This is a genomic window from Pseudomonas sp. H3_A02 (assembly GCF_054671965.1).
Genome location: NZ_CP162807.1, coordinates 5,562,646 through 5,586,573, shown reverse-complemented (window position 1 = coordinate 5,586,573; position 23,928 = coordinate 5,562,646). Strand labels below are relative to the sequence as shown.

Below are 23,928 nucleotides of genomic sequence, written 5' to 3'. Positions count from 1 at the left end.
CCATTGGTGGGCCACTTTCGTGCTCCTTCTATTTCTCAAGAGGCATTTATTTCATGACATACAAATCCTTCGGGCTTGCGTCCCTGTTGGTCATGTCTGCACTGACACTGGCGGGCTGTGAGCAGGCTGAAAAAAGTGCCCAGCAACTGATGGGGCAGGCTGCGGAAACCGCCAAGCAGGCCATCGACGATACCCACAAGGCCGCCGAACAGGCGATCAGCGAAGCCACTGGCGGCTTGATCAGCCCGAAGAAAGAACCGTCGGACAAAGCTGACGAAACCCAAACCCCTACCAAAACCATCTAACGCGTCACATCAGTCAGGACTGACCCATGGATTATCTTTTACAGCTCGCCGCCAGCCCCACCGCGTGGATCGCCCTGGCGACTCTGGTCGTGATGGAAATCGTGCTTGGCATCGATAACCTGATCTTCATTTCGATTTTGACCAACAAGCTGCCCGTACAACATCGTGCCAAGGCGCGGCGGATCGGTATCGGCATGGCGTTGATCCTGCGCCTGGGCTTGTTGAGCACCATTGCCTTCATTGTGCAGTTGACCGAGCCGGTCATCGAAATCCTCGGCCAGGCGTTCTCCTGGAAGGACATGATCCTGATCGCCGGTGGCCTGTTCTTGCTGTGGAAAGCGACCACTGAAATCCACCACAGCATGGACCCGGCGCCGAATGATCCCAAGTCGGCCACGTCCGGCGTGACCCTGGGCTTCGCCGCGGCCATCGGTCAGATCCTGATGTTGGACCTGGTATTTTCCATCGACAGCATCATCACGGCCGTGGGCATGACCGAGCATCTGCCGATCATGATCATCGCAGTCGTCGTTTCGGTGCTGGTGATGCTGTTGGCGGCCGAACCGCTGGCCAAGTTCATCAATGACAACCCGACGGTGGTCATGCTGGCCCTGGGCTTCCTGATCATGATCGGCATGACGCTGATCGCCGAAGGCTTCGGCGCCCATGTGCCCAAGGGCTATATCTACGCGGCCATGGCATTCTCGGCGGCGATCGAGGTGTTGAACATGTTGTCCCGTCGAGCCAGGGAAAAGACGCTGCCCGACAACGCCTGATTCCAGGCAGACAGAAGCCACCCGGGTCCAGGCCCGGGTGGCTTTTTTTTGGATTTGAGAAATATAGGTGTGAAAGTGAGCAGTCAGTGTGCGGCGGCGTGGCGCCGGGCAGGTTTGGTGGCTTTTTCCGATGGCGCTGGTGGCGCGTGATGATGGCGCCGGGCGATTCGGAGCACTCCCCACAGCATGGCCGTGGCTACGCTCAGCCAGCCGAATACCAGCATCAGGATTGTCGTCGTCAGGCTCATTGTGCCTCCTTCTATCCCGGTCCGGGATATCGCACTCAGTACAATGGACAGTCTAGTCGCTCAAGTGTTGCAGCTAATCGATCTGTGGCGCTTGGGTTCGGATCGGTTCGTTCTATTGCCGTCGTAAAACGAGGGTTATGGCTATACCCAGGGCTGGGCGCACCTTATGATCGTCGACCCGAGCCTGGCCTGGATGCCGGGTGCCTGAACAAGAGAGTCGTTATGTCGCCGGTCATTTCATCGTTTCGATCACTGGTACTGGCGGCGTCCTGCCTCGTCGCCCTGGCGGGTTGCGCGGGCAGCGTATCGCCGCAGATCCAGCGCCTGCCCGAGCGGGTGGAGCTCAACAGCGTCCCGTTCTACCGTGGTGAAATGCACCAGGGAGCCCCGCAGTCCCTGGCCGCTCTGTTGACGTTGCAAGGCACCGTGATCACTCCGGGGTTGCTGGAAAAACCGTTGCACCTACCGGGCGGCGAAGCCGGTTTGCAGCAGAATATGTCCACCCTGGCGCGCGAGTATGGACTGCTGGTGTATCCCCTCGACGCCAAGCTGCCTGCGCTGTTGGAGCAGGTCGCGGCGGGCTATCCGGTGCTGGTGCGCTATATCGACGGTTCGGCGTTCTGGGCCGAGCCTCGGTATGGGATTCTCGCCGGCTACAACCGTCAGAAGCAGACGGTATTGCTGCGTGCCGGCATGAACCCGCGGCAGTTGATGAGCTTCAGTGCCTTCGAATCGGCCTTTCAGAGTGCGGGCGGCTGGGCGGTGCTTGTGCAGCGACCCACGCAGCTTCCCGCCAATGTCGATTCACAGCGTTGGTTGAAAGCGGCGGCTGATCTGGGCGGGGCAGGGCAGGAGCAAGCTGCGGCGCGGGCCACCAAGGCCCTGGGCGCTGCGCATTGATTGATCGGCCCGTTCGTCACTTGGCGGGCACGACCCGGCAGTCCTGGGGCTCTTATTGTCAGGGTTGGGGCATTTTCCGACCGTGATTGGAGGAGGCACGCATGGCACAGTCGAAAACACCTACGGGGCCACATTCATCGGAGCATTCCAGCGGTGATGACCTGGGGTTCGATCCGGATTCGCCGGACCTTGAGGATCCCCAGGTCGATCCGGTAGGGCCGGCCAAGGCGCCTCTGGACGAGAAGAAGGATGAGGGCAAGCCCAAGTCTTATGATCCGCTGGGTGACCTGAAGCCGTAGATAGACGCGTGGTTTGGTGTGTATATCCGTTTTTTGCGTAACGGCGGCTTATGGTTCCGCTCTTACAGCGGGTCACTTTTGAAAGAGCCGGCTTCCGGGCTTTTCGAAATTGACCCGCCGTCAGGGCGGAACCCTAAGTAGCCGTTACCGAAGAAACGGATATACACCCAAAACTCAAAATCCAAGCAAAAAAAAACGGCGCTCCCAAAAAGAAGCGCCGCTTTTTCTAAGTGAACAGCATTACAACGCGCGGCTTACTTGGAGGCCTCCACCACACCACTCTGGCGGCTCTTGAGATTCTTGGCAGCCTTGTATTGCAGGGCCACCGCCGGCACGGCGGCGCTTTTTCCGGTTTCCACCCAGCTACGAATCCGGCTGGCATCGGCGAAGTGCGTGTACTTGCCAAAGGCGTCGAGGATCACCAGCGCCATCGGGCGATTACCCATCTTCGTCACCAGCACCAGGCAGTGTCCGGCCTGGTTGGTGAAACCGGTCTTGGTCAGTTGGATGTCCCAGTTAGCCTTGTGGACCAGGTGATCGGTATTACGGAACCCCAGGCTATATACGGGCTTGCGGAAGGTAACGGTCTTTTCCTTGGTCGTACTCAGTTCGCTCAGCAGTGGGTACTTGCGGGCGGCGATCAGCAGTTTGGTCAGGTCCCGGGCGGTGGAGACGTTGTGGATCGACAGGCCCGTGGGTTCGACGTAATGCGTGCTGGTCATGCCCAGCGCCTTGGCCTTCGCGTTCATCGCGGCAATGAACGCTGCGTAGCCGCCCGGATAGTGGTGGGCAAGGCTAGCGGCGGCGCGGTTTTCCGAAGACATCAGGGCGATCAACAGCACGTCCCGGCGCGACAGTTCGCTGTTGAGCTTGACCCGGGAAAACACCCCCTTCATCTCCGGGGTGTTGGCGATGGTGATGGAAATGTATTCATCCAGGTTCTGTTTGGCATCCAGCACGATCAGGCCGGTCATCAGCTTGGTCACCGAAGCGATGGGCACCACCACGTCCGGGTTGCTCGAATAAACGACTTTATCCGTCTGCAGGTCCAACAGCATCGCGCTGCCCGAGGCAACTTGCAGCTTGGCCGTATCCCGAGGCGCTGCGATGGTTTCCTGGGCAACGGCATTTTGCGTGATAAAAGGGCCTGTGAAAGCGAAGAACAGGCTGATGATCGAAAGGCGGATTTTCACGCGAGTAGACTCGATGGAGTTGAAGGTGCCGTTGAGCAACGACTTTTAAAAAAACGTCGCATTCTAGGAGTATGGGCGACAGCAGCGCTATATGCCTGTATCGCCAAGGCTTGTGAATAAATAAAGTTTAATAAAGGAGGATTCTGGCGAATCGAATCTGAAAAATTCGTAATTTGCGTGCTCCGCGTACGCGCTCGATCCCTGGCGGCTAAAGTCCGGGCCCCAGAAACACCTGTGGGAGCGAGCTTGCTCGCGATAGCGGTGTGTCAGTCAACTGGATGTTGGCCGGTCCACCGCTATCGCGAGCACGCTCGCTCCCACAGGGTCTTTGTTAGCGCGTCTATCAGCTATGCAGCGTCTCGGCCGCGTACAACGTGTTTTCCAGCAGGCAGGCGCGGGTCATCGGGCCGACGCCGCCGGGGACCGGGGTGATCCAGCCGGCGCGGGGCAGGGCGGTCTCGTAGACCACGTCACCCACCAGCTTGCCGTCGTCCTGGCGATTGATGCCCACGTCGATGACGATGGCGCCTTCCTTGATCCACTCGCCCCTGACCAAGCCGGGTTTGCCGGCGGCCACCACCACCAGGTCGGCACGGCCGACATGGCCGGCCAGGTCCTTGGTGAAGCGATGGGTCACGGTCACGGTGCAGCCGGCCAGCAGCAGTTCCATGGCCATCGGACGGCCAACGATGTTGGACGCCCCTACCACCACGGCATCGAGGCCATACAGGTCCACGCCAGTGCTTTCCAGCAAGGTCATGATGCCTTTGGGGGTGCAGGGGCGAAGCAGTGGGATACGCTGGGCCAGGCGGCCGACGTTATAAGGATGGAAACCGTCGACGTCTTTGTCCGGGCGGATGCGCTCCAGCAGCTTGGAGGCGTCGAGGTGTTCAGGCAGCGGCAACTGGAGCAGAACACCGTCGATGTTCGGATCGTCGTTCAGGCGATCGATCAGATCGGCCAACGCTTGCTGGGTGGTTTCGGAAGGCAGGTCGTAGGCCTGGGAAAGGAAGCCGACCTCTTCACAGTCTTTACGCTTGTGCGAGACATAAACCTGAGAGGCAGGATCGCTGCCGACCAGGATCACCGCAAGGCCGGGCGTACGCAGGCCTTGCTGGCGGCGCTCGGTGACTCGTTGGGCGATCTGCTGGCGCAGGCTGGCGGCGATCGATTTGCCGTCGATAAGTTGTGCAGTCATTGCGCGTGGTTAACCATCGAGAGGGGAAAAAAAGAGAACGCATTCTCGCATGCCGGGGCGTGAGGGCAAAGGCGCTTGGTCTGCAAATTCCCCTAACCCCTTTAATTAAATGAATTTTTTTAAAAAAGAGTTGACGACCTATCAGGCCGTCTATAACATTCGTCGCACTTGTCGGGCACAGCCTAGCACTGGTTAAGAAGGTGGAGCGGAGTTGGTTGTTTCAACTCGGCAAAACTGAAAGCACTTAGTTTGTAATCGTCCAAGAATACAGATTAAAAAGGCGCCCGTAGCTCAGCTGGATAGAGCATCCGCCTTCTAAGCGGATGGTCGCAGGTTCGAGTCCTGCCGGGTGCGCCAATTAGGCAGCTTTGGCACAAGTAAGGCAACAAGGCAATATGGTGGGCGTAGCTCAGTTGGTAGAGCACGGGATTGTGACTCCCGTTGTCGTGGGTTCGATCCCCATCGTCCACCCCATATTCTAGAAAGGCGCCAGATCTAACAATCTGGCGCCTTTGCTTTAAAAGCTTGATACGCGGATGTGGTGGAATTGGTAGACACACTGGATTTAGGTTCCAGCGCCGCAAGGTGTGAGAGTTCGAGTCTCTCCGTCCGCACCATACAAGTCGCTATTTAAATAGCAGAAAACGGCGCAGTACCTGAAAAGGGCTGCGCCGTTTTTGTTTTCAATGGTTCTGTGTTTGGCGTCGGCACTGTTTTTGTGGTTGTGCGCTGCGGTCGGTTCGTCGCGAATGTGTTTCGTGATGATGCGCGGCATGCCCGTCGGTCTCCTTGTGGGACGGGGCGCTGCGCGACCGGACAAGTCGCTTCTATATATAGAAGCGTTGGCGCAGAGCCTTGGATTGAATCGACTGTATTTGCAATCCGGGTGGGGCATGACCGTTTGCCCCGTCCTAAATCCGGCGCCTGTTTCCAGCGCGTTTTCAGTAGGGTGACTTCTTGAGTTTGACCTACTAGAATGCATGCCCTTGATTCTGGGGTCGGAAACGCCCGGCCAACGTCTGTGCAACGAGGAATATCCATGCAAGTTTCTGTTGAAAATACTTCTGCTCTTGAGCGCCGCATGAGCATCACCGTGCCGGCTGAGCGTATCGAGACTCAGGTCAACAAGCGTCTGCAGCAGACTGCCCAAAAGGCCAAAATCCCAGGTTTCCGCCCAGGCAAAGTGCCAATGAGCGTGATCCGTCAGCGTTACGAAGCTGATGCGCGTCAGGAAGCCGTGGGCGATGTGATCCAGTCTTCGTTCTACGAAGCGGTCGTCGAGCAGAAGCTGAACCCGGCCGGCGCCCCGTCCGTCGAGCCTAAAGTGCTGGAAAAAGGCAAGGACCTGGAGTTCGTCGCCACGTTCGAAGTGTTCCCTGAGTTCACGGTTGCCGGTTTCGAATCCATCGCCGTCGAGCGCCTGAGCGCTGACGTGTCGGATGCCGACCTGGACAAGATGCTGGACATCCTGCGCAAGCAGAACACCCGTTTCGAAGTGACCGAGCGTGCTGCCCAGAACGAAGATCAGCTGAACATCGATTTCGTCGGCAAGGTCGACGGCGAAGTGTTCGCTGGCGGTTCTGCCAAGGCCACCCAGCTGGTGTTGGGCTCCGGTCGCATGATTCCTGGTTTCGAAGATGGCCTGGTTGGCGCCAAGGCCGGTGAAGAGCGCGTTCTGAACGTGACCTTCCCTGAGGACTACCAGAACCTGGACCTGGCTGGCAAAGCCGCCGAGTTCACCGTAACCGTCAACAGCGTTTCCGAGCCGAAACTGCCTGAGCTGAACGAAGAGTTCTTCGCCCAGTTCGGCATCAAGGAAACCGGTCTGGAAGGTTTCCGCGCCGAAGTTCGCAAGAACATGGAGCGTGAGCTGCGCCAGGCCATCAAGTCCAAGGTCAAGAACCAGGTCATGGACGGTCTGCTGGCCTCCAACCCGATCGAAGTGCCAAAGGCTTTGCTGGACAACGAAGTGAACCGTCTGCGTGTGCAGGCTGTTCAACAGTTTGGCGGCAACATCAAGCCGGACCAGCTGCCTGCCGAGCTGTTCGAAGAGCAAGCCAAGCGCCGCGTCGTGCTGGGCCTGATCGTTGCCGAAGTGGTCAAGCAGTTCGAGCTCAAGCCTGACGAAGCCCGCGTTCGCGAGCTGATCCAGGAAATGGCCTCGGCCTATCAAGAGCCTGAGCAAGTCGTGTCCTGGTACTACAAGAACGACCAGCAACTGAACGAAGTCCGTTCGGTTGTGCTGGAAGAACAAGTTGTGGATACTGTTCTGCAGAAAGCTAGCGTGACCGATAAAGCGGTCTCTTACGAAGAAGCGGTCAAGCCGGTGGAAGCTCCACAAGCCGATTGATGGTTCTGCGGTAAGAAATAAACACCCATAAGCCAGCCTTCGTGCTGGCTTATGCGTATTCAAGACATAACTATTTGGGAGTGACTGCGAGACATGTCCCGCAATTCTTTTTATCAGCAGAGCTCTGACATCCAGGCCGCAGGCGGCCTGGTCCCGATGGTTATCGAGCAGTCCGCCCGCGGCGAACGTGCCTATGACATCTACTCGCGTCTGCTCAAGGAACGCGTCATCTTCCTGATCGGCCCCGTTGAAGACTACATGGCCAACCTGGTCGCGGCGCAACTGTTGTTCCTTGAAGCGGAAAACCCGGACAAGGATATCCATCTGTACATCAACTCACCTGGCGGTTCGGTGACTGCGGGCATGTCGATCTACGACACCATGCAGTTCATCAAGCCTGACGTTTCCACCATCTGCATCGGCCAGGCCTGCAGCATGGGTGCCTTCCTGCTCGCCGGCGGCGCAGCGGGCAAGCGCCACTGCCTGCCTAACTCGCGGATGATGATTCACCAGCCATTGGGCGGCTTCCAGGGCCAGGCGTCGGACATCGACATCCATGCCAAGGAAATCCTCCACATTCGTTCGCGCCTGAATTCGTTGTTGGCCCATCACACCGGCCAGAGCCTCGAAACCATTGAGCGCGACACCGAGCGTGACAACTTCATGAGCGCCGAGCGTGCAGCCGAATATGGCCTGATCGACTCGGTGATCAACAAGCGTCAAATGCCTGCCTAAGCCGCTCAAAATGCAGGTGGTTGGGATGACCGGCCGCCTGCGGGCTTGAAAAAGCCCGCAATTGCCTTCATCTTGTGTTGCAAGCCTATCGGATTTGGATCGATCGAATGACTGACACCCGCAACGGCGAGGACAACGGCAAACTGCTTTATTGCTCCTTCTGTGGCAAAAGCCAGCATGAAGTGCGCAAATTGATTGCCGGCCCCTCGGTCTTCATTTGCGACGAGTGCGTCGACCTGTGCAATGACATCATCCGCGAGGAGGTGCAGGAAGCCCAGGCCGAGAGCAGCGCGCATAAATTGCCTTCGCCTAAAGAAATCAGCGGCATCCTTGATCAGTATGTGATTGGTCAGGAACGTGCAAAAAAGGTACTGGCCGTAGCGGTATACAACCACTACAAGCGCCTGAACCAGCGTGACAAAAAGAATGACGAGGTCGAACTCGGCAAGAGCAACATTCTGCTGATCGGCCCGACAGGCTCGGGTAAGACCCTGCTTGCCGAAACCCTGGCCCGTTTGCTGAACGTTCCGTTCACCATCGCCGACGCAACCACCCTCACCGAGGCGGGTTATGTAGGTGAAGACGTCGAGAACATCATTCAGAAGTTGTTGCAGAAGTGCGACTACGATGTGGAAAAAGCCCAGATGGGCATTGTCTACATCGACGAAATCGACAAGATTTCCCGCAAGTCCGACAACCCGTCCATCACCCGGGATGTTTCCGGTGAGGGCGTGCAGCAGGCCTTGCTCAAGTTGATCGAAGGCACGGTCGCTTCCGTTCCACCCCAAGGTGGTCGCAAGCATCCGCAGCAGGAATTCCTGCAGGTCGACACCCGTAACATCCTGTTCATCTGCGGTGGTGCGTTTTCCGGCCTGGAAAAGGTTATTCAAAACCGTTCCACCCGTGGTGGCATTGGTTTCAACGCCGAAGTGCGCAGCAAGGAAGAGGGCAAGAAGGTCGGTGAGTCCCTGCGTGAAGTCGAACCTGACGATTTGGTCAAGTTCGGTCTGATCCCGGAATTCGTCGGTCGTCTGCCGGTCCTGGCGACGCTGGACGAGTTGGATGAAGCGGCGTTGATGCAGATTCTGACCGAGCCGAAAAACGCCCTGACCAAGCAGTATGCCAAGCTGTTCGAAATGGAAGGTGTAGACCTGGAATTCCGTTCCGACGCGCTGAAATCTGTCGCTAAACGTGCCCTGGAGCGTAAGACCGGTGCCCGTGGTTTGCGCTCGATTCTCGAAGGCGTATTGCTCGACACGATGTATGAAATCCCCTCGCAGTCCGAGGTGAGTAAAGTCGTGATCGATGAAAGCGTTATAGAAGGCAAGTCCAAGCCACTGTATATCTATGAAAACAGTGAGCCGGCTGCCAAGGCCGCTCCGGACGCATAAGCGTCCTGCTGCCGGAACAAAGAAGGGGCCTTCGGGCCCCTTTGCTTTTAGCGTGTTTTAGACGTGTCTTAGCGCTTGTTTTTTTTCAAGGCTGCCCCCATCTTGGTTTCAAGCTTACTTCCATCTGTTTCCGGCCCTAGGGCCGCCGTAGAGGCGAAATCATGAAGACAACCATCGAATTGCCTCTCCTGCCATTGCGCGATGTCGTGGTGTATCCGCACATGGTTATCCCGCTGTTCGTGGGGCGCGAGAAGTCCATCGAAGCCCTCGAGGCTGCGATGACGGGTGACAAGCAGATTCTTCTGCTGGCTCAGAGAAATCCAGCCGACGATGATCCCGGCGAAGACGCACTGTATCGCGTGGGTACGATTGCAACGGTTCTGCAATTGCTCAAGTTGCCCGACGGTACCGTCAAGGTCCTGGTCGAAGGCGAGCAGCGCGGTACTGTTGAACGTTTCAGCGAAGTGGACGGCCATTGCCGGGCCGAAGTGTCGCTGATCGAAGAAGTCGATGCGCCCGAGCGTGAATCAGAGGTGTTTGTCCGCAGCCTGCTGTCACAGTTCGAACAATACGTGCAGTTGGGCAAGAAGGTGCCTGCAGAGGTCCTGTCGTCGCTTAACAGCATCGACGAGCCTGGGCGGCTGGTCGATACGATGGCGGCCCACATGGCCCTCAAGATCGAGCAGAAGCAGGAAATTCTCGAGATCATCGATCTGTCGGCCCGTGTCGAGCACGTGCTGGCGTTGCTCGACGGCGAAATCGACCTGTTGCAGGTCGAAAAACGCATTCGCGGTCGCGTCAAGAAGCAGATGGAGCGCAGCCAGCGCGAGTACTACCTGAATGAGCAGATGAAGGCCATTCAGAAAGAGTTGGGCGATGGCGACGAGGGCCACAACGAAATCGAGGAGCTGAAAAAGCGCATCGATGCCGCCGGCTTGCCCAAGGACGCCTTGGCCAAGGCCCAGGCTGAGTTGAACAAGCTCAAGCAAATGTCGCCGATGTCTGCCGAAGCCACCGTGGTGCGCTCCTACATCGACTGGCTGGTCCAGGTGCCGTGGAAGGCCCAGAGCAAGGTGCGTCTGGACCTGGCACGCGCCGAAGACATCCTCGACGCCGACCATTACGGTCTGGAAGAGGTCAAGGAACGCATCCTTGAGTACCTCGCCGTGCAGAAACGTGTGAAAAAGATTCGCGGTCCGGTCCTGTGCCTGGTCGGTCCTCCCGGGGTCGGTAAAACCTCCCTTGCGGAGTCGATTGCCCACGCGACCAACCGCAAATTCGTACGCATGGCCTTGGGTGGTGTGCGCGACGAAGCGGAAATTCGTGGTCATCGCCGGACCTATATCGGTTCGATGCCGGGAAGATTGATTCAAAAGATGACAAAAGTCGGCGTGCGCAATCCGCTGTTCCTTTTGGACGAAATCGACAAGATGGGCAGCGACATGCGCGGCGATCCCGCCTCTGCGTTGCTCGAAGTGCTCGATCCTGAGCAGAATCACAACTTCAACGATCACTACCTGGAGGTCGACTACGACCTGTCGGACGTGATGTTCCTCTGCACCTCCAACTCCATGAATATTCCGCCGGCATTGCTGGATCGGATGGAGGTGATTCGTCTGCCGGGCTACACCGAAGACGAGAAGATCAACATCGCCGTGAAGTACCTTTCGCCCAAGCAGATCCAGGCCAACGGCCTGAAAAAAGGCGAACTGGAATTCGACGAGGAAGCGATTCGCGACATCATCCGCTACTACACCCGCGAAGCTGGTGTGCGGGGCCTGGAGCGGCAGATTGCCAAGGTCTGCCGCAAGGCGGTCAAGGAACATGCGCTGGAAAAACGCTTCGCGGTCAAGGTCACTGCGGACCTGCTGGAGCACTTCCTGGGCGTGCGCAAGTTCCGCTACGGCCTGGCCGAGCAGCAGGACCAGATCGGCCAGGTGACTGGCCTGGCGTGGACTCAGGTCGGTGGTGAGTTGCTCACCATCGAAGCGGCCGTGGTACCGGGTAAGGGTCAACTGATCAAGACCGGTTCCCTGGGCGACGTGATGGTCGAATCGATCACCGCGGCGCTGACGGTGGTGCGCAGCCGCGCCCGGAGCCTGGGCATTCCCCTGGACTTCCATGAGAAGCGCGACACGCATATCCACATGCCCGAAGGGGCTACGCCCAAGGACGGCCCAAGCGCCGGTGTAGGCATGTGCACGGCCCTGGTCTCGGCGTTGACCAGTATCCCAGTGCGCGCCGACGTCGCCATGACGGGTGAAATCACGCTGCGCGGCCAGGTCCTGGCGATCGGCGGCTTGAAGGAAAAACTGCTGGCGGCACACCGTGGCGGGATCAAGATCGTGATCATTCCCGAAGAGAATGTCCGCGATCTGAAGGAAATTCCTGACAACATCAAGCAAGATCTTCAGATCAAACCGGTTAAATGGATTGACGAGGTCCTGCAAATTGCGCTGCAATACGCGCCGGAGCCCTTGCCGGATGTGGCTCCGGAGATTGTCGCGAAGGAAGAAAAGCGAGAGTCTGACTCTAAGGAAAGAATTAGCACGCATTAATACGCATTTGCCTGGGGGGCCTTCCTTGACAGTTTTTTAGAGCCCTTGTTATAAAGCGGCTCTTAAGTGTCTGCAGGCCATTCAGCACTCGTTTTTGCTTTCACCAAAAAAACTTAGAATCATCTCAAATAGATATAAGGGGACTTAGAGTGAACAAGTCGGAACTGATTGATGCTATCGCTGCATCCGCTGATATCCCGAAAGCTGCTGCTGGCCGTGCGCTGGACGCTGTAATCGAATCCGTCACTGGCGCTCTCAAGGCTGGCGACTCCGTTGTTCTGGTTGGTTTCGGCACCTTCTCCGTGACCGATCGTCCTGCTCGTATCGGTCGCAACCCGCAGACCGGTAAGACGCTGGAAATCGCTGCTGCCAAAAAGCCAGGCTTCAAAGCTGGTAAAGCACTGAAAGAAGCCGTTAACTAAGGTTTCGTTGAGTTTATCCGGGTCGGGGTCATGCCTGGCTTGGCAGCGGAGCGGTAATACGGCCGGTTGCAACCGGTCTGGCACGCCAGGGCTTGCAGGTTCGAGCCCGGTCCGCTCCGCCAGTTACGAGAAGGCGCATCCTCGGATGCGCCTTTCTTCTATCCGGATTCTACCCACGCTCCACGGTTGCCTAAATTTGAAGTTCAACCGTTTCTGGGGGACGCATGCTGCAGAATATCAGGGACAATTCACAAGGCTGGATTGCCAAGACCATCATCGGGGTCATCGTCGCATTGATGGCGTTGACCGGTTTCGATGCCATTTTTCAAGCCACCACCAATAGCAATGACGCGGCCAAGGTCAACGGCGAAAAAATCAGCCAGAACGAGCTGAGCCAGGCGGTCGACATGCAACGCCGTCAGCTCATGCAACAGTTGGGCAAGGATTTCGACGCCTCCCTGCTGGACGAAAAAATGCTGCGCGATTCGGCGCTCAAGGGCCTGATCGACCGCAAGTTGTTGCTGCAAGGTGCACACGATGCGAAATTCGCTTTCTCCGAAGCTGCGCTCGATCAAGTAATCCTGCAAACGCCTGAGTTCCAGGTCGATGGCAAATTCAGCGCTGAGCGTTTCGATCAAGTGATCCGCCAGCTGGGTTACAGCCGTATGCAATTCCGCCAGATGCTGGCTCAGGAAATGCTGATCGGTCAGTTGCGCGCAGGCCTGGCGGGCAGCGGTTTTGTCACCGATGCCCAAGTGTTGGCATTCGCCCGCCTGGAAAAGCAGACCCGTGATTTCGCCACCTTGAACATCAAGGCCGATCCTGCGTCGGTGAAGCTGACCGATGACGAGGTCAAGGCTTACTACGACCAACACGCCAAGGAATTCATGACGCCTGACCAGGTGGTCATCGATTACCTCGAGCTGAAGAAAGCCTCTTTCTTTGATCAGGTCAGCGTCAAGGACGAAGACCTGCAAGCGGCCTATCAGAAAGAAATCGCCAACCTGTCCGAACAGCGTCGCGCTGCGCACATCTTGATCGAAGTGAACGACAAGGTGACCGAAGCCCAGGCCAAGGCGAAGATTGAAGAGATCCAGGCTCGCCTGGCCAAAGGCGAGTCGTTTGAGGCCCTGGCGAAGGAGTTTTCCCAGGATCCGGGTTCGGCGAACAACGGTGGTGATCTCGGTTATGCCGGCCCGGGCGTCTACGATCCGGAATTCGAAAAGGCCTTGTACGCCTTGAGCAAGGATCAGGTCTCGGCACCGGTCCGCACCGACTTCGGTCTGCACCTGATCAAGCTGCTGGGTGTTGAAGCGCCTGAAGTGCCGACCTTTGCCAGTCTCAAGGACAAGCTGACTCGCGAGCTGAAGACTCAGCAGGTGGAGCAGCGTTTCGTGGAGGCGAGCAAGCAACTGGAGGATGCCTCGTTCGAAGCGTCCGACCTGGCGCAACCGGCTCAGGACCTGAAGCTGACCGTCCACACATCGGCCCCGTTCGGTCGTGAAGGCGGCGAAGGAATTGCGGCCAATCGTGCCGTGGTCACAGCGGCGTTCAGTCCGGAAGTGCTGGATGAAGGTGCCAACAGCACCGCCATCGAGCTGGACCCGGAAACCGTCGTGGTGCTGCGTGCCAAGGAGCACCGCAAGCCTGAGCAACTGCCGCTGGACAAGGTGTCCGGGCCCATTCGCGCTCAATTGGCCAAGGAACACGCCAGCGCAGCGGCCAAGACCCGCGCCGACGAGTTGATCACCAGCCTGCGCGACGGCAAGACTGCGTTGGACAAGCCGGTTGACGGCCAAGGCTGGAAAGCCACCGAGGCGGCCACCCGCAACCAGGAAGGCATCGACCCGGCGGTGCTGCAAGCGCTGTTCCGCATGCCCAAGCCTGAGTCCAAGGACAAGCCGACGTTCAGCAGCGTGACCTTGCCTGACGGCAGCCTGGTGGTCGTGCGTCTGAATGGCGTAAACGAAGCGGCGGCGCCGACTGACGAAGAGAAGGCTGAATATCGCCGCTACCTTGCGTCCCGTGTGGGTCAGCAGGACTTTGCGGCCTATCGCAAGCAGTTGGAGAGTCAGGCGGAGATCAAGCGTTTCTAATGGCTTGATGCTTTTTTAAACCTGGCTGTGATGCTGCTCAGTTAAAGAAACGGCGCTTCTTCAGAAATGGGAGCGCCTTTTTTTTTGGCTTGGGTTTGGGTGTATATCCATTTCATCGGTAACGGCTACTTATGGTTCCGGGATGCCTGAACGAAGGCATCGCTCCGTGCCCACGGCGCAATCCCTTCGTTCAGCCATCGTGGTTAACCTGGCTTTTGCGGGTGTACTCAATCCAATCGTGGGAGCGGGCTTGCTCGCGAAGGCGGAGGGTCAGTTTGGGTGATGTTGGATGTGTCGGCCTCATCGCGAGCAAGCTCGGCTCCCACAGGGGATCTTGGGTGTTCATGAGTCTTGTGTTCACCGCAGGCCCATTGTGGGAGCGAGCCTGCTCGCGAAGGCGATGTCACAGTCGATGAAGATGTTGGATGGGCCGGCCTCTTCGCGAGCAAGCCCGCTCCCACAGGTTTTGCGGTGCACATGAATTTTGTGCCTGCCAAAGATCCAATGTAGGAGCGAGCTTGCTCGCGATAGCGGTGGCCCAGCCACATAGATGCCGGCATGTGTCTCGCTCTTGCTTTGCTTTTGATCTTGATCTGGGCGCCCCGTTAAACCACGCTGGCCGAACGCAGGCATTGCGCAGTGGGCAACCCGGCATGGATGCCGGGATAGCCGCGCTGGGCCATGGATGGCCCTTCGCGGCGGCCCACGGAGCAATGCCGGAGTGAGGGCATGCCGAGCCTAAGCGAGGCACCAAGTGGTGGGGCATGTACGGGACAACCACATGGGTTACAAAAAAGTGCATTCACATAGGTGACACTTTGATTGAAACGTAGCCGTTCTTTGCGTCCCTGGCATTGACGTGACCTAGGATCACCGGGCCGAAGATCACATTCCATACTCCGTCTTTGATCATCTCCATTCCAATAGTTTGATGCCTGAGCAGGTTCCCCACGTATATCCGCAGACCATCTCGACTAATGATTCCGCAACTATCAGCCAGGTAACACTCAACATGGCTCGCATACCCCATTTCCGGTAATTTTTCCGGGTAAGCTCGGGTTGAGGGTGTATAGCAGGAGGCCGGGGTTTGCTGGCCGAGCGCCTCGTGTCCCCGCTCGTGATTGTAGTGCTGCATAAATCGATCAAAGTGTTTTTGCTGGGCCTCCCAGGCAACGGCTGGTGGTTTGGGAAGCGTACTTTTCAACGTCCGGTGCATACGCTCATGACGCCCATTTTGATCTGGCCGACCGGGCTCAATTCGCTCGGGGATAATCCCAAGGCGTAGCCACCAGATCGACAACTGCGACAGCCCCGCACGACCCGTACTGGCAAACGGCACGCCGTTATCGGTGCGGATGCGCTCAGGCATCCCATATTCCCGAAAAACGCGCTCGAAGGTTTGCTGGGTCTCCTTGAGATTGGTGTTAGCCATGCTCTCGCAGGCAAGTAAGAAGCGACTGGCATGGTCCATGATCGTCAGCGGATAGCACCAGACACCCGCGCCGGTGAGAAATTGGCCTTTGTAATCTGCACTGAAGAGCTGGTTAGGCGTTTCGGCCTTACGCAAAGGTTTGGGGTAGACAGCGACACGCCGGCGCAACGGCCGAGGCGCGATCAAGTCCGCTGCCTTAAGGATGTTGTAGATGGTCGTTTTCGACGGCGGATCCTGCCCCGGAAAACGCTTTATCAGGTCGCTCTGGATCTTTTTAGGCCCCGGAACCGTCTCGCCAGTAGAGCGAAGCTCAATGATTGCTTGTCTCACAACCAGCGGCACCACATAGGTTTGGTTGTGCCGTCGGCGACTGCGCTCGTCGAGCCCACTGGGGCCCTCCAGTTCATAGCGCTCAACCCACTTGTAGCCGGTCTTTCGGCTGATCTGATAGTCCTGGCACAGCCGGCTAAAGCTGTGCTTTTCAGACAGATATTCAGCGATGAACATCACTTTGAGGTCCATAGGTTTCAGCTCTCTCCAAGGCATGGTCAAATCCTCGCGAAATCGACCATGCCAGTTAAAAACTGTTACCTATGTGCGTGAACTGATTTGTAACCCATGTGGGTGAGTCATACCGGCAAAGCGTTTTTGGTTACTTTTGGCGCTTTTCCAAAAGTGACCCGCTGTAAGAGCGGAACCGCCAGTAGCCGTTACCGAAGAAACGGATATACACGCCAATCCAAGTAAAACCTACGCCTCTCGGAACGGATTATCAAAATCTTCATTAACGGCTCAAGTGGACGGCATTAGGCCAAAACACCAGGGTTCTTTGTGTCCGCTTATTGCCCAAAAGCAGGGTATTCCGTCGATCTACCAGATCAGCGTCTTTTTCCTGCAAACAACCCCCAGTAAACTTGTAACCCCCTTGAAACAAGATTAGCCACGCTGCCAGGTCGCGTTCTGTTGCACAATACGCCCCGGACCGTTTCTCTCAGGATGTTCAATGTTCAAATCATTTCACATGCGCACCGTCGGGCTTGCATTGGTGCTGGCCGCCGCAGCCGGTTGCTCGTCGAAGAAAGCCGCCATCTACGAGCACGAGAACTTCGATGATTCGGGCACGTTCTCGCGCACGTACCCGGTGAGTGACGCGGCGACCTGCGAGGCCGGGCGGCGGGCGTTGCTCAGCCAGGGCTACATCATCACCAGCAGCGATCCGAAGCTGGTCAGTGGCCACAAGAGCTTCCAGCAGACCGGCGAGACCCACATGGAGATCAGTTTCAATCTGGTCTGTGCCGAGGACGGCGGTGCCGGACACCGTGCGACCATGTTCGCCAACGCCTTGCAGGACCGTTATGCCCTGAAGAAAACCAACAACTCCGCCAGCCTGGGTGTGGGCGTGCTGGGTTCGGTGTCGATGCCGATCGGCTCCTCGGATGATTCGATGGTCAAGGTCGCCAGCGAAACCGTATCGGCGGCCAAGTTCTATGAGCGCTTCTTTGCCCTGGTGGAGCTGTTCCTGCCCTCCGAGGCGAAGAAAGCTGCCGAGAAGGCTGAGAACGCCGATAAGCCGAAGGCTGAACTGGGTATCCCGGAAACCAAGGCTGAACCGGCCGCCTTGATGCCGGCCCCGGCTCCCGTTGCAGCACCTGCGTCGGAACCTGTTGCACCTGCACCCGCAGCAGCCACGCCGGTAGAGGAGGCCGCGCCGGCCCCTGCCGAAACCGCTCCTGCGGTGTCGGAGCCCGTCGCACCACCGAGCGAGCCCGCGCCGATTGCGCCTGAGTCGTTCGAGTCTGCGCCGACGACGGAAACCGTGACGCCGCCACCACCACCTTCCAGCTCGTTGCCGGCCCCGAGCGAGCCGATCCAGCCGCTTCCGGCCTCCTGAGGTCCCGTGGCGGGGCGTTACGCCCTGTCACACTTCACGCGGTAATTTTCCGACCCTGTGCTACGTTTAATTCATGAAGCCTTTGCTTCATGTTTTGTTCATAAAGCAGCTTTATGCTGATGCCAGCGCCATCAGGCATTGGATTCAATGACAGGGGAAGGACACGTAATGGATGATTATCAGGAAGAGCTGCTGGAATACCAGGCCTATGAACTGGACCCGTTGGAACCCGCCGAAGATGCAACGGAGTTGTAAGAGAGCGTGAAGCTCAGCGCCCTCTGTGACTACGACGAAACTCCCCAGGCGTCTGGTCGTTCCAGCGCTTGAAGGCTCGTTGAAAGGCCTCGGCTGAGGCAAAACCCAACAAGTAGGCGATTTCGCCGAACGCCAGTTCGGTATCGCGTATGTAGGTCATGGCGAGGTCTCGGCGGGTGTCGTTGAGGATGGCGCGAAATTGCGTGCCTTCCTCGGCCAGCTTGCGACGCAGGGTCCAGGTCGGCAGCTTCAGGCGAGTCGCCACTTCTTCCAGGTCGGGTTCCCGGCCGCCGCTGAGCAACGGTCCCAGCAGTTGGATGATGCGCTCACGCAGGCTGCGGGTGCGGGTCAATTGTTCCAGTTCCCGTTCACACAACTGAACCAGATAGTGCCAGGTGCTGGGGCAATGCTGTGGGTTGCGCTGGGCGAGGCTGTCCAGGTCCAGGCGCAGTTGATTCTGCTCGGCGCCAAACTGGATCGGGCAGTCACCGAGGGTGCGGTAGGCTTCCAGGTACGCCGGCTCCTCGAATTCGATTTCGATGCGTTCGGGTCGCAGCGCGACGCCGCTGACGCTGGACAATTGCGCCAGCCAGCCGGCAATGATCGAGTCCACGACGAAGCGGTTGTAGGCGTTATAGGGGCTGATGGAATAGAACCGTAGCCAGGCGCCGCGGGCATCCTCATGGAAACTCGACTGGCCGCGATAGTTGGAACCATACAGCGGCTCGAAGCGGGTCATGCAGCGGGCCGCCTCGCGCACGGTCGGCGCCTGGGCGGCGGTAACGCCCGCCAGCCCGGCCTGGCTCAAGCGCCCGAGCTGGCCCATGCGCAGGCCCAGGGCCGGGTCTTGGGTCTGTTGAATCGCGGCGTGGCCCAGGCGCATGTAGCGTGGGATCGACAGGCGTGCTCCGGGCTCGGCCAGGCGCGCGGCATCGAGGCCGTACTGTTCCAGCAAAGGCTTGGGGTCTTGCCCATGGCTGGCGACCGCGTCAGCCAGGCTATGGACGAAGCCCACTGACAGGTCCCCCAGGCGCATCGGCTGCGGTTTCATGTTCACAACCACAGGTTCAGCAGGCGCGCGCCACGGATTTCGCCATCGGGAAAGTGTTGCCCGTTGTGGCTGATGAAACTCTGGCCGGCGCTGCCGCTGTCCCAGAACTGGCCACGCAGGAACACGCTGATGCCGCCCCGGGCGTGGCTGATGGGCAATTGGCCGGTCAGTGTCAGGCGATGCCAGGCTTGCCCCTCGCTCACTTCACCGGGCTTGAGGCTCACTTCGCTCGGTGTGGACAGGCCTTTATAACCGCTCCAGGGTTTGTCCCAGGCGCCGCGACCGATGACGAAGGCAGGCACTGCGATTAGTTGCGCACCCTGTTCGTTGAGCTGCCGGTAGTGGAGCGGGTACCAACTGTCGCTGCCGATCAGCACACCCAGGCGTCCGGCTGGGGTGTCGATGACGAGGGGAGCGGCTGGCTGTTCGGCGCCCAGTACATCCCGCTGTTCAAATACCGGATGTCGCTGGCGTTGTGGCTGGCCAATCGGCCGGCCATCGCTGCCAAACACCAGGCTGCTGTTGTACAACGCGCCACGGCCGATCTTCAGCTCGCCTTCGCTGACGCTGGGCTCGGGCAGCACGATGGAGCCTGCCACCAGGGTTACGCCGAACTCCTTGGCCAGCCCACCGAACAGCGCTTGATAGTCATGGGCCATGCGTTCGGCTTTCATGCGCAGGTAGGCATCGTCCAGTCGGTTATCGCCTTGAGCGCTGACCAGCGCCTGGATGAACGCCAGCGGATTGCTGACCGCCAGCCAGTGCATGGCTTCCTTCAGAGTCGTGGCCTGGTACAACTCGTCTTTTTCGCCGCCGACCATCAGCCAGGTACCGATGTGCTCGGGCAGCACCACCACGGTTTTGGCATTGAGAAAGCCCATGTCGCGAGCCGCTTGCAGATAGGCCGCCAGCTTGCGGTGCAGGCGCTCGGGGCTCTGGTAGTCGGTGGGGAACAGTTCGGGCTGGATACCCAGCAGGTTGCCGCGGTCGGCGGGCGTGCCCTGGTCGACCGCCAGGTTGATGCGCAGGTCTGACAGGTAGTGACCCGCCGGACGCTCGGTCGTCCACAGTGCGTAGGTGACCAGGGCGGCAATCAAGGCCAGTGAAAACAGCAGGTACAGAAATTTGCGCATGGGGGAACAGTCAGCGGCCGTGTGCAGGTTCGTGATTTTTCATCAGGAGCTACGGGGCAGGGTACGGTAAAACAAGGGATTAGCGAAGCTCGGGAGCTGATTTGTGCGCACGGCAAGTAAACGCCAAGTCGTCCAAAGACCCCTTGGACGCTCTCTGCGCTGGCAAGGCGCGCTAGTGGTTTTTGGCCTTCCTGATTCGGATCAGAATCAGCAGCATGATCAACAGCACCGGCGGCGTCATGCCCAGCAGCGCTTCGCGGGCCGAGAGGTTTGCGCCCAAGGTGTGCAACCCGCTGTAGACCAACTTGAACAGGTTGATCAGGTAGTAGGTGATGGCAATGATCGACAAGCCTTCCACCGCGCGCTGGATCTTGATCTGGGCATCGGCGCGGGCATTGAGGCTGCGCAGGATCTCGGCGTTCTGGTCTTCCATCTCGACTTGCACGCGGGCTTGCAGCAGGTCACCCAGGTTGGCGACGCTCATGGCCAGTTGTTCGAGGCGCTGTTCGGTGGCTGCGCAATAACGCACCGTGGGCTTGAAACGCCGTTCGATGAACACGCCCAGTCGCTGGCAGTCCCCCAGGTGACTTTCACGCAACTCCCCCAGGCGCTCGAACACCAGTTGTGCGTAGGCGCGGGTCGCGCTGAATCGGTGGCGATTCCTGACCGTGCTGCTGACCACCTGGCGAGACAGCAGGGCAATGTCCTCCAGCAGCGCCTTGGCGTGCACACCGCTGGCATTGGCGTTGCGTTCGGACAGGCTCACCAGGGTGCGATCGAATTCATTCAGTTGCGGGTCCAGTGCCTTGGCGATAATCAGCGACAAGGACGCCATCATCCGGTAGGTCTCGATTTCCAGCAGGCGCCGGATCATGCGGCCCTGGCGATAAGCGTTGAGCCGTCGGTTGATGAACAGCAGGCGATTGGTGCCGTCCTCGGTCAGGCGAAAATCGCTCCAGACCACCGCATCGCCACCGCCCACGCATGAGCCGCAAGGGTCCTTGAAACCGTAGCTGGGCAGGTCGAGACCGGTCTCTGCGCGCACCACCACCTGAACGGCATTGATGAGGTGTTGGGCGTGACCTTCGATCCCCCGGGCAAGGCTTTCGGGCAGCGTCGTCCATTGCAACTCATTGCTCGTGGCCGGCACGACCAGGGTCAAGGTGAAGAACTCGGCGTGGCGCTCCCACTTGAGCGGATGACCTTCAAGGCGGGTGATGCCTTGCGCGGCTTCCGCTGTGACGGTATCAGGGCACAGTCGCTCGAGCAGCGCGTTGCACTGGCCGTTGTCGCCCAGAAACGCCAGGTGGAAGACGTGGGCCGGTTCGTCGAAATACAACGACGGGCGGGCGTGCAACTCGTTGTGCAGCATTTTTCGTTGGGGATGCATGCAATGACAACCGTGTGATCAGCGTTATTTTAGGGTTGAGCACCTGAGCCAGCGTTGATAGGACTGGCTCACCCCGCTGAGAGTCACCCACGACTGATCGGCGTCTTGCACATTTGGATCATTAAGTTGTCAGTTACGGTCATTGAGCGCCCGCACCCTGACTCTTACGCTGTGAGCCATGACAGACGCAAGCCGCAGAGCTTGCGCTTTTTTCCGTGATCGCCCGTTGTGGAGCTACCGATGACCGCCTCTCATTACCCGCACCTGCTGGCCCCGCTGGATCTGGGTTTCACCACGTTGCGCAACCGTACCCTGATGGGCTCGATGCACACCGGGCTGGAAGAGAAACCCGGTGGCTTCGAACGCATGGCAGCCTACTTTGCCGAGCGCGCCCGGGGCGGCGTGGGCCTGATGGTCACCGGTGGGATCGGGCCGAACGACGAGGGCGGTGTCTACTCCGGCGCCGCAAAGCTGACCACGGAAGACGAGGCGCTCAAGCATCAAATCGTGACCCGGGCGGTGCACGAGGCCGGTGGCAAGATCTGCATGCAGATTCTTCACGCCGGGCGCTACGCCTACAGCCCCAAGCAAGTGGCACCGAGCGCGATCCAGGCGCCGATCAACCCGTTCAAGCCCAAGGCACTGGACGAGGAAGGTATCGAGAAGCAGATCAGCGATTTCGTCACCTGCTCGGTCCTGGCCCAGAAGGCCGAATACGACGGCGTTGAGATCATGGGGTCGGAAGGTTATTTCATTAACCAGTTCCTGGCGGCCCATACCAACCACCGCACCGACCGTTGGGGCGGCAGCTATGAAAACCGTATGCGTCTGCCGGTGGAAATCGTCCGCCGGGTGCGCGAAGCGGTAGGCCCGAACTTCATCATCATTTTCCGCCTGTCGATGCTCGATCTGGTGGAAGGCGGCAGCACCTGGGACGAAATCGTCCTGTTGGCCAAGGCCATCGAGCAGGCCGGCGCGACGATCATCAACACCGGTATCGGTTGGCACGAAGCACGAATTCCCACCATTGCCACCAAGGTTCCGCGGGCGGCGTTCAGCAAGGTCACGGCCAAGCTGCGCGGTTCGGTGAATATCCCGCTGATCACCACCAACCGCATCAACACCCCGGAAGTGGCCGAGCAGATCCTGGCCGAAGGCGATGCCGACATGGTCTCCATGGCGCGGCCGTTCCTGGCCGACCCGGAGTTCGTCAACAAGGCCGCTGCCGGTCGCAGCGATGAAATCAACACCTGCATCGGCTGCAACCAGGCGTGCCTGGACCATACTTTTGGCGGCAAGCTCACCAGTTGCCTGGTCAACCCGCGGGCCTGCCACGAAACCGAGCTGAACTACCTGCCGGTGACCCAGGTGAAGAAAATCGCTGTGGTCGGTGCCGGCCCGGCGGGGTTGTCCGCAGCCACGGTGGCGGCCGAGCGTGGGCACCAGGTGACGCTGTTCGATTCGGCCAGTGAAATCGGTGGCCAGTTCAACGTTGCCAAGCGCGTGCCGGGCAAGGAAGAGTTTTTCGAAACCCTGCGCTACTTCAAGCGCAAATTGCAGACCAGCCATGTCGAGCTGTGCCTCGACACCCGGGTGGATGTGGCGCAATTGGTGGCTGGCGGTTACGACGAGATCATCCTCGCTACCGGCATCGCCCCACGCGTGCCGGCGATTCCTGGGGTGGAGCATGCCAAGGTGTTGAGCTACCTGGACGTGATCCTCAAACGCAAGCCAGTGGGCCGCAGTGTCGCGGTGATCGGTGCCGGAGGGATTGGCTTCGACGTGTCGGAATTCCTGGTGCACCAAGGCGTTGCCACCAGCCAGGACCGTGAGGCGTTCTGGAAGGAGTGGGGTATTGACACGCACCTTGAGGCTCGTGGCGGCGTGGCCGGGATCAAGGCCGAACCCCATGCATCGGCGCGCCAGGTGTTCCTGCTGCAACGCAAGACCTCCAAGGTCGGTGACGGCCTGGGCAAGACCACCGGCTGGATTCACCGCACGGGCCTGAAGAACAAGCAGGTGCAGATGCTCAACAGCGTCGAGTACCTGAAGATCGACGATGACGGCCTGCACATTCGTATCGGTGAAGCCGGCGAGCCGCAGGTGCTGGCCGTGGACAATATCGTGATCTGCGCCGGCCAGGATCCGCTGCGCGAGTTGCAGGAAGGCCTGGAAGCGGCGGGGCAGACGGTTCACCTCATCGGCGGTGCCGACGTGGCGGCGGAGCTGGACGCCAAGCGGGCGATTAACCAGGGCTCGCGGTTGGCGGCGCAGTTGTAAGGCACAATCCCAGCAAAAAACCTTG

The 23,928-nt window shown here is 58.9% G+C and carries 20 protein-coding genes and 3 tRNA genes; 15 read left to right on the top strand and 8 right to left on the bottom strand.

Translation table 11 applies throughout. The features are described from left to right. The first annotated feature begins 53 nt into the window (after positions 1-53). Together AB4N80_RS24550 and AB4N80_RS24545 are read left to right on the top strand one after the other, a co-directional pair. Positions 54-305 carry a hypothetical protein gene (locus tag AB4N80_RS24550; protein ID WP_305470400.1) on the top strand — a complete coding sequence of 84 codons (252 nt, stop codon included), beginning with the start codon at positions 54-56 and terminating at the stop codon, positions 303-305. Between the two features lie 26 nt (positions 306-331). Further along, on the top strand, positions 332-1,081 hold the full coding sequence (locus tag AB4N80_RS24545) for a TerC family protein (protein WP_122568030.1): 750 nt from the start codon (positions 332-334) through the stop codon (positions 1,079-1,081). Between the two features lie 83 nt (positions 1,082-1,164). Here AB4N80_RS24545 and AB4N80_RS24540 read toward each other — a convergent pair whose 3' ends face one another. After that, on the bottom strand, positions 1,165-1,329 hold the full coding sequence (locus AB4N80_RS24540; protein ID WP_163006831.1) for a hypothetical protein: 165 nt from the start codon (positions 1,327-1,329) through the stop codon (positions 1,165-1,167). A gap of 222 nt (positions 1,330-1,551) precedes the next feature. On the opposite strand from AB4N80_RS24540, the gene AB4N80_RS24535 reads away from it, so the two are divergent. Both AB4N80_RS24535 and AB4N80_RS24530 read left to right on the top strand, forming a co-directional pair. Beyond that, positions 1,552-2,229, top strand: a complete 678-nt coding sequence (locus AB4N80_RS24535) for a peptidase C39 family protein (RefSeq protein WP_122568031.1) — start codon at positions 1,552-1,554, stop codon at positions 2,227-2,229. Between the two features lie 101 nt (positions 2,230-2,330). Continuing rightward, positions 2,331-2,528, top strand: coding sequence for a DUF6021 family protein (locus tag AB4N80_RS24530; RefSeq protein WP_122568032.1), 198 nt, complete (start codon positions 2,331-2,333; stop codon positions 2,526-2,528). Positions 2,529-2,782: 254 nt separating this feature from the next. Here the strand turns inward: AB4N80_RS24530 and pbpG are convergent, their stop codons facing one another. After that, positions 2,783-3,721 carry a D-alanyl-D-alanine endopeptidase gene (gene pbpG / locus AB4N80_RS24525; RefSeq protein ID WP_122568404.1) on the bottom strand — a complete coding sequence of 313 codons (939 nt, stop codon included), beginning with the start codon at positions 3,719-3,721 and terminating at the stop codon, positions 2,783-2,785. A 343-nt stretch (positions 3,722-4,064) separates the two neighbouring features. Further along, positions 4,065-4,919, bottom strand: coding sequence for a bifunctional methylenetetrahydrofolate dehydrogenase/methenyltetrahydrofolate cyclohydrolase FolD (gene folD / locus AB4N80_RS24520; protein WP_053120836.1), 855 nt, complete (start codon positions 4,917-4,919; stop codon positions 4,065-4,067). Positions 4,920-5,199: 280 nt separating this feature from the next. On the opposite strand from folD, the gene AB4N80_RS24515 reads away from it, so the two are divergent. From AB4N80_RS24515 to AB4N80_RS24475, 9 genes are all read left to right on the top strand, one after another. Further along, positions 5,200-5,276: transfer RNA gene (locus tag AB4N80_RS24515), tRNA-Arg, on the top strand. A 41-nt stretch (positions 5,277-5,317) separates the two neighbouring features. Then, positions 5,318-5,393 (top strand) — tRNA-His (locus tag AB4N80_RS24510). A gap of 58 nt (positions 5,394-5,451) precedes the next feature. Further along, positions 5,452-5,536: transfer RNA gene (locus AB4N80_RS24505), tRNA-Leu, on the top strand. 422 nt (positions 5,537-5,958) lie between these two features. Beyond that, positions 5,959-7,269 (top strand): trigger factor, encoded by a 1,311-nt coding sequence (gene tig, locus AB4N80_RS24500; protein ID WP_122568033.1) that lies wholly within the window; start codon positions 5,959-5,961, stop codon positions 7,267-7,269. 93 nt (positions 7,270-7,362) lie between these two features. Further along, the gene (gene clpP, locus AB4N80_RS24495) at positions 7,363-8,004 is read left to right on the top strand and encodes an ATP-dependent Clp endopeptidase proteolytic subunit ClpP (protein WP_003183177.1); all 642 of its coding nucleotides are present in this window, start codon (positions 7,363-7,365) and stop codon (positions 8,002-8,004) included. Positions 8,005-8,111: 107 nt separating this feature from the next. After that, a complete protein-coding gene (clpX, locus tag AB4N80_RS24490) occupies positions 8,112-9,395 on the top strand; it encodes an ATP-dependent Clp protease ATP-binding subunit ClpX (protein WP_024778305.1) in 1,284 nt (427 codons plus the stop codon). Between the two features lie 161 nt (positions 9,396-9,556). Next, entirely contained in the window at positions 9,557-11,953 is a 2,397-nt protein-coding gene (gene lon / locus AB4N80_RS24485; protein ID WP_122568034.1) for an endopeptidase La, read from the top strand. Between the two features lie 149 nt (positions 11,954-12,102). Then, positions 12,103-12,375: an HU family DNA-binding protein gene (locus AB4N80_RS24480; RefSeq protein WP_002552737.1), complete on the top strand. Its 273-nt coding sequence runs from the start codon at positions 12,103-12,105 to the stop codon at positions 12,373-12,375. A gap of 224 nt (positions 12,376-12,599) precedes the next feature. After that, positions 12,600-14,471, top strand: coding sequence for a SurA N-terminal domain-containing protein (locus AB4N80_RS24475; protein ID WP_460079263.1), 1,872 nt, complete (start codon positions 12,600-12,602; stop codon positions 14,469-14,471). A 605-nt stretch (positions 14,472-15,076) separates the two neighbouring features. On the opposite strand, the gene AB4N80_RS24470 is transcribed toward AB4N80_RS24475, so the two are convergent. Continuing rightward, a complete protein-coding gene (locus tag AB4N80_RS24470) occupies positions 15,077-15,202 on the bottom strand; it encodes a hypothetical protein (protein ID WP_460083212.1) in 126 nt (41 codons plus the stop codon). Between the two features lie 71 nt (positions 15,203-15,273). Further along, positions 15,274-16,449 carry an integrase core domain-containing protein gene (locus AB4N80_RS24465; RefSeq protein ID WP_122567194.1) on the bottom strand — a complete coding sequence of 392 codons (1,176 nt, stop codon included), beginning with the start codon at positions 16,447-16,449 and terminating at the stop codon, positions 15,274-15,276. 457 nt (positions 16,450-16,906) lie between these two features. On the opposite strand from AB4N80_RS24465, the gene AB4N80_RS24460 reads away from it, so the two are divergent. After that, a complete protein-coding gene (locus AB4N80_RS24460) occupies positions 16,907-17,794 on the top strand; it encodes a DUF2242 domain-containing protein (protein ID WP_460079261.1) in 888 nt (295 codons plus the stop codon). Positions 17,795-18,062: 268 nt separating this feature from the next. On the opposite strand, the gene AB4N80_RS24455 is transcribed toward AB4N80_RS24460, so the two are convergent. The 3 genes from AB4N80_RS24455 to AB4N80_RS24445 form a co-directional block, all read right to left on the bottom strand. Next, on the bottom strand, positions 18,063-19,100 hold the full coding sequence (locus tag AB4N80_RS24455; protein ID WP_122568037.1) for an AraC family transcriptional regulator: 1,038 nt from the start codon (positions 19,098-19,100) through the stop codon (positions 18,063-18,065). Positions 19,101-19,102: 2 nt separating this feature from the next. Next, complete coding sequence (locus tag AB4N80_RS24450) at positions 19,103-20,233, bottom strand: carbon-nitrogen hydrolase family protein (RefSeq protein ID WP_460079256.1); 1,131 nt, start codon at positions 20,231-20,233, stop codon at positions 19,103-19,105. 172 nt (positions 20,234-20,405) lie between these two features. Further along, positions 20,406-21,623 carry a DUF3422 domain-containing protein gene (locus tag AB4N80_RS24445; RefSeq protein WP_122568039.1) on the bottom strand — a complete coding sequence of 406 codons (1,218 nt, stop codon included), beginning with the start codon at positions 21,621-21,623 and terminating at the stop codon, positions 20,406-20,408. Between the two features lie 240 nt (positions 21,624-21,863). On the opposite strand from AB4N80_RS24445, the gene AB4N80_RS24440 reads away from it, so the two are divergent. Beyond that, positions 21,864-23,903 (top strand): oxidoreductase, encoded by a 2,040-nt coding sequence (locus AB4N80_RS24440; RefSeq protein WP_460079252.1) that lies wholly within the window; start codon positions 21,864-21,866, stop codon positions 23,901-23,903. Positions 23,904-23,928 lie beyond the last annotated feature (25 nt).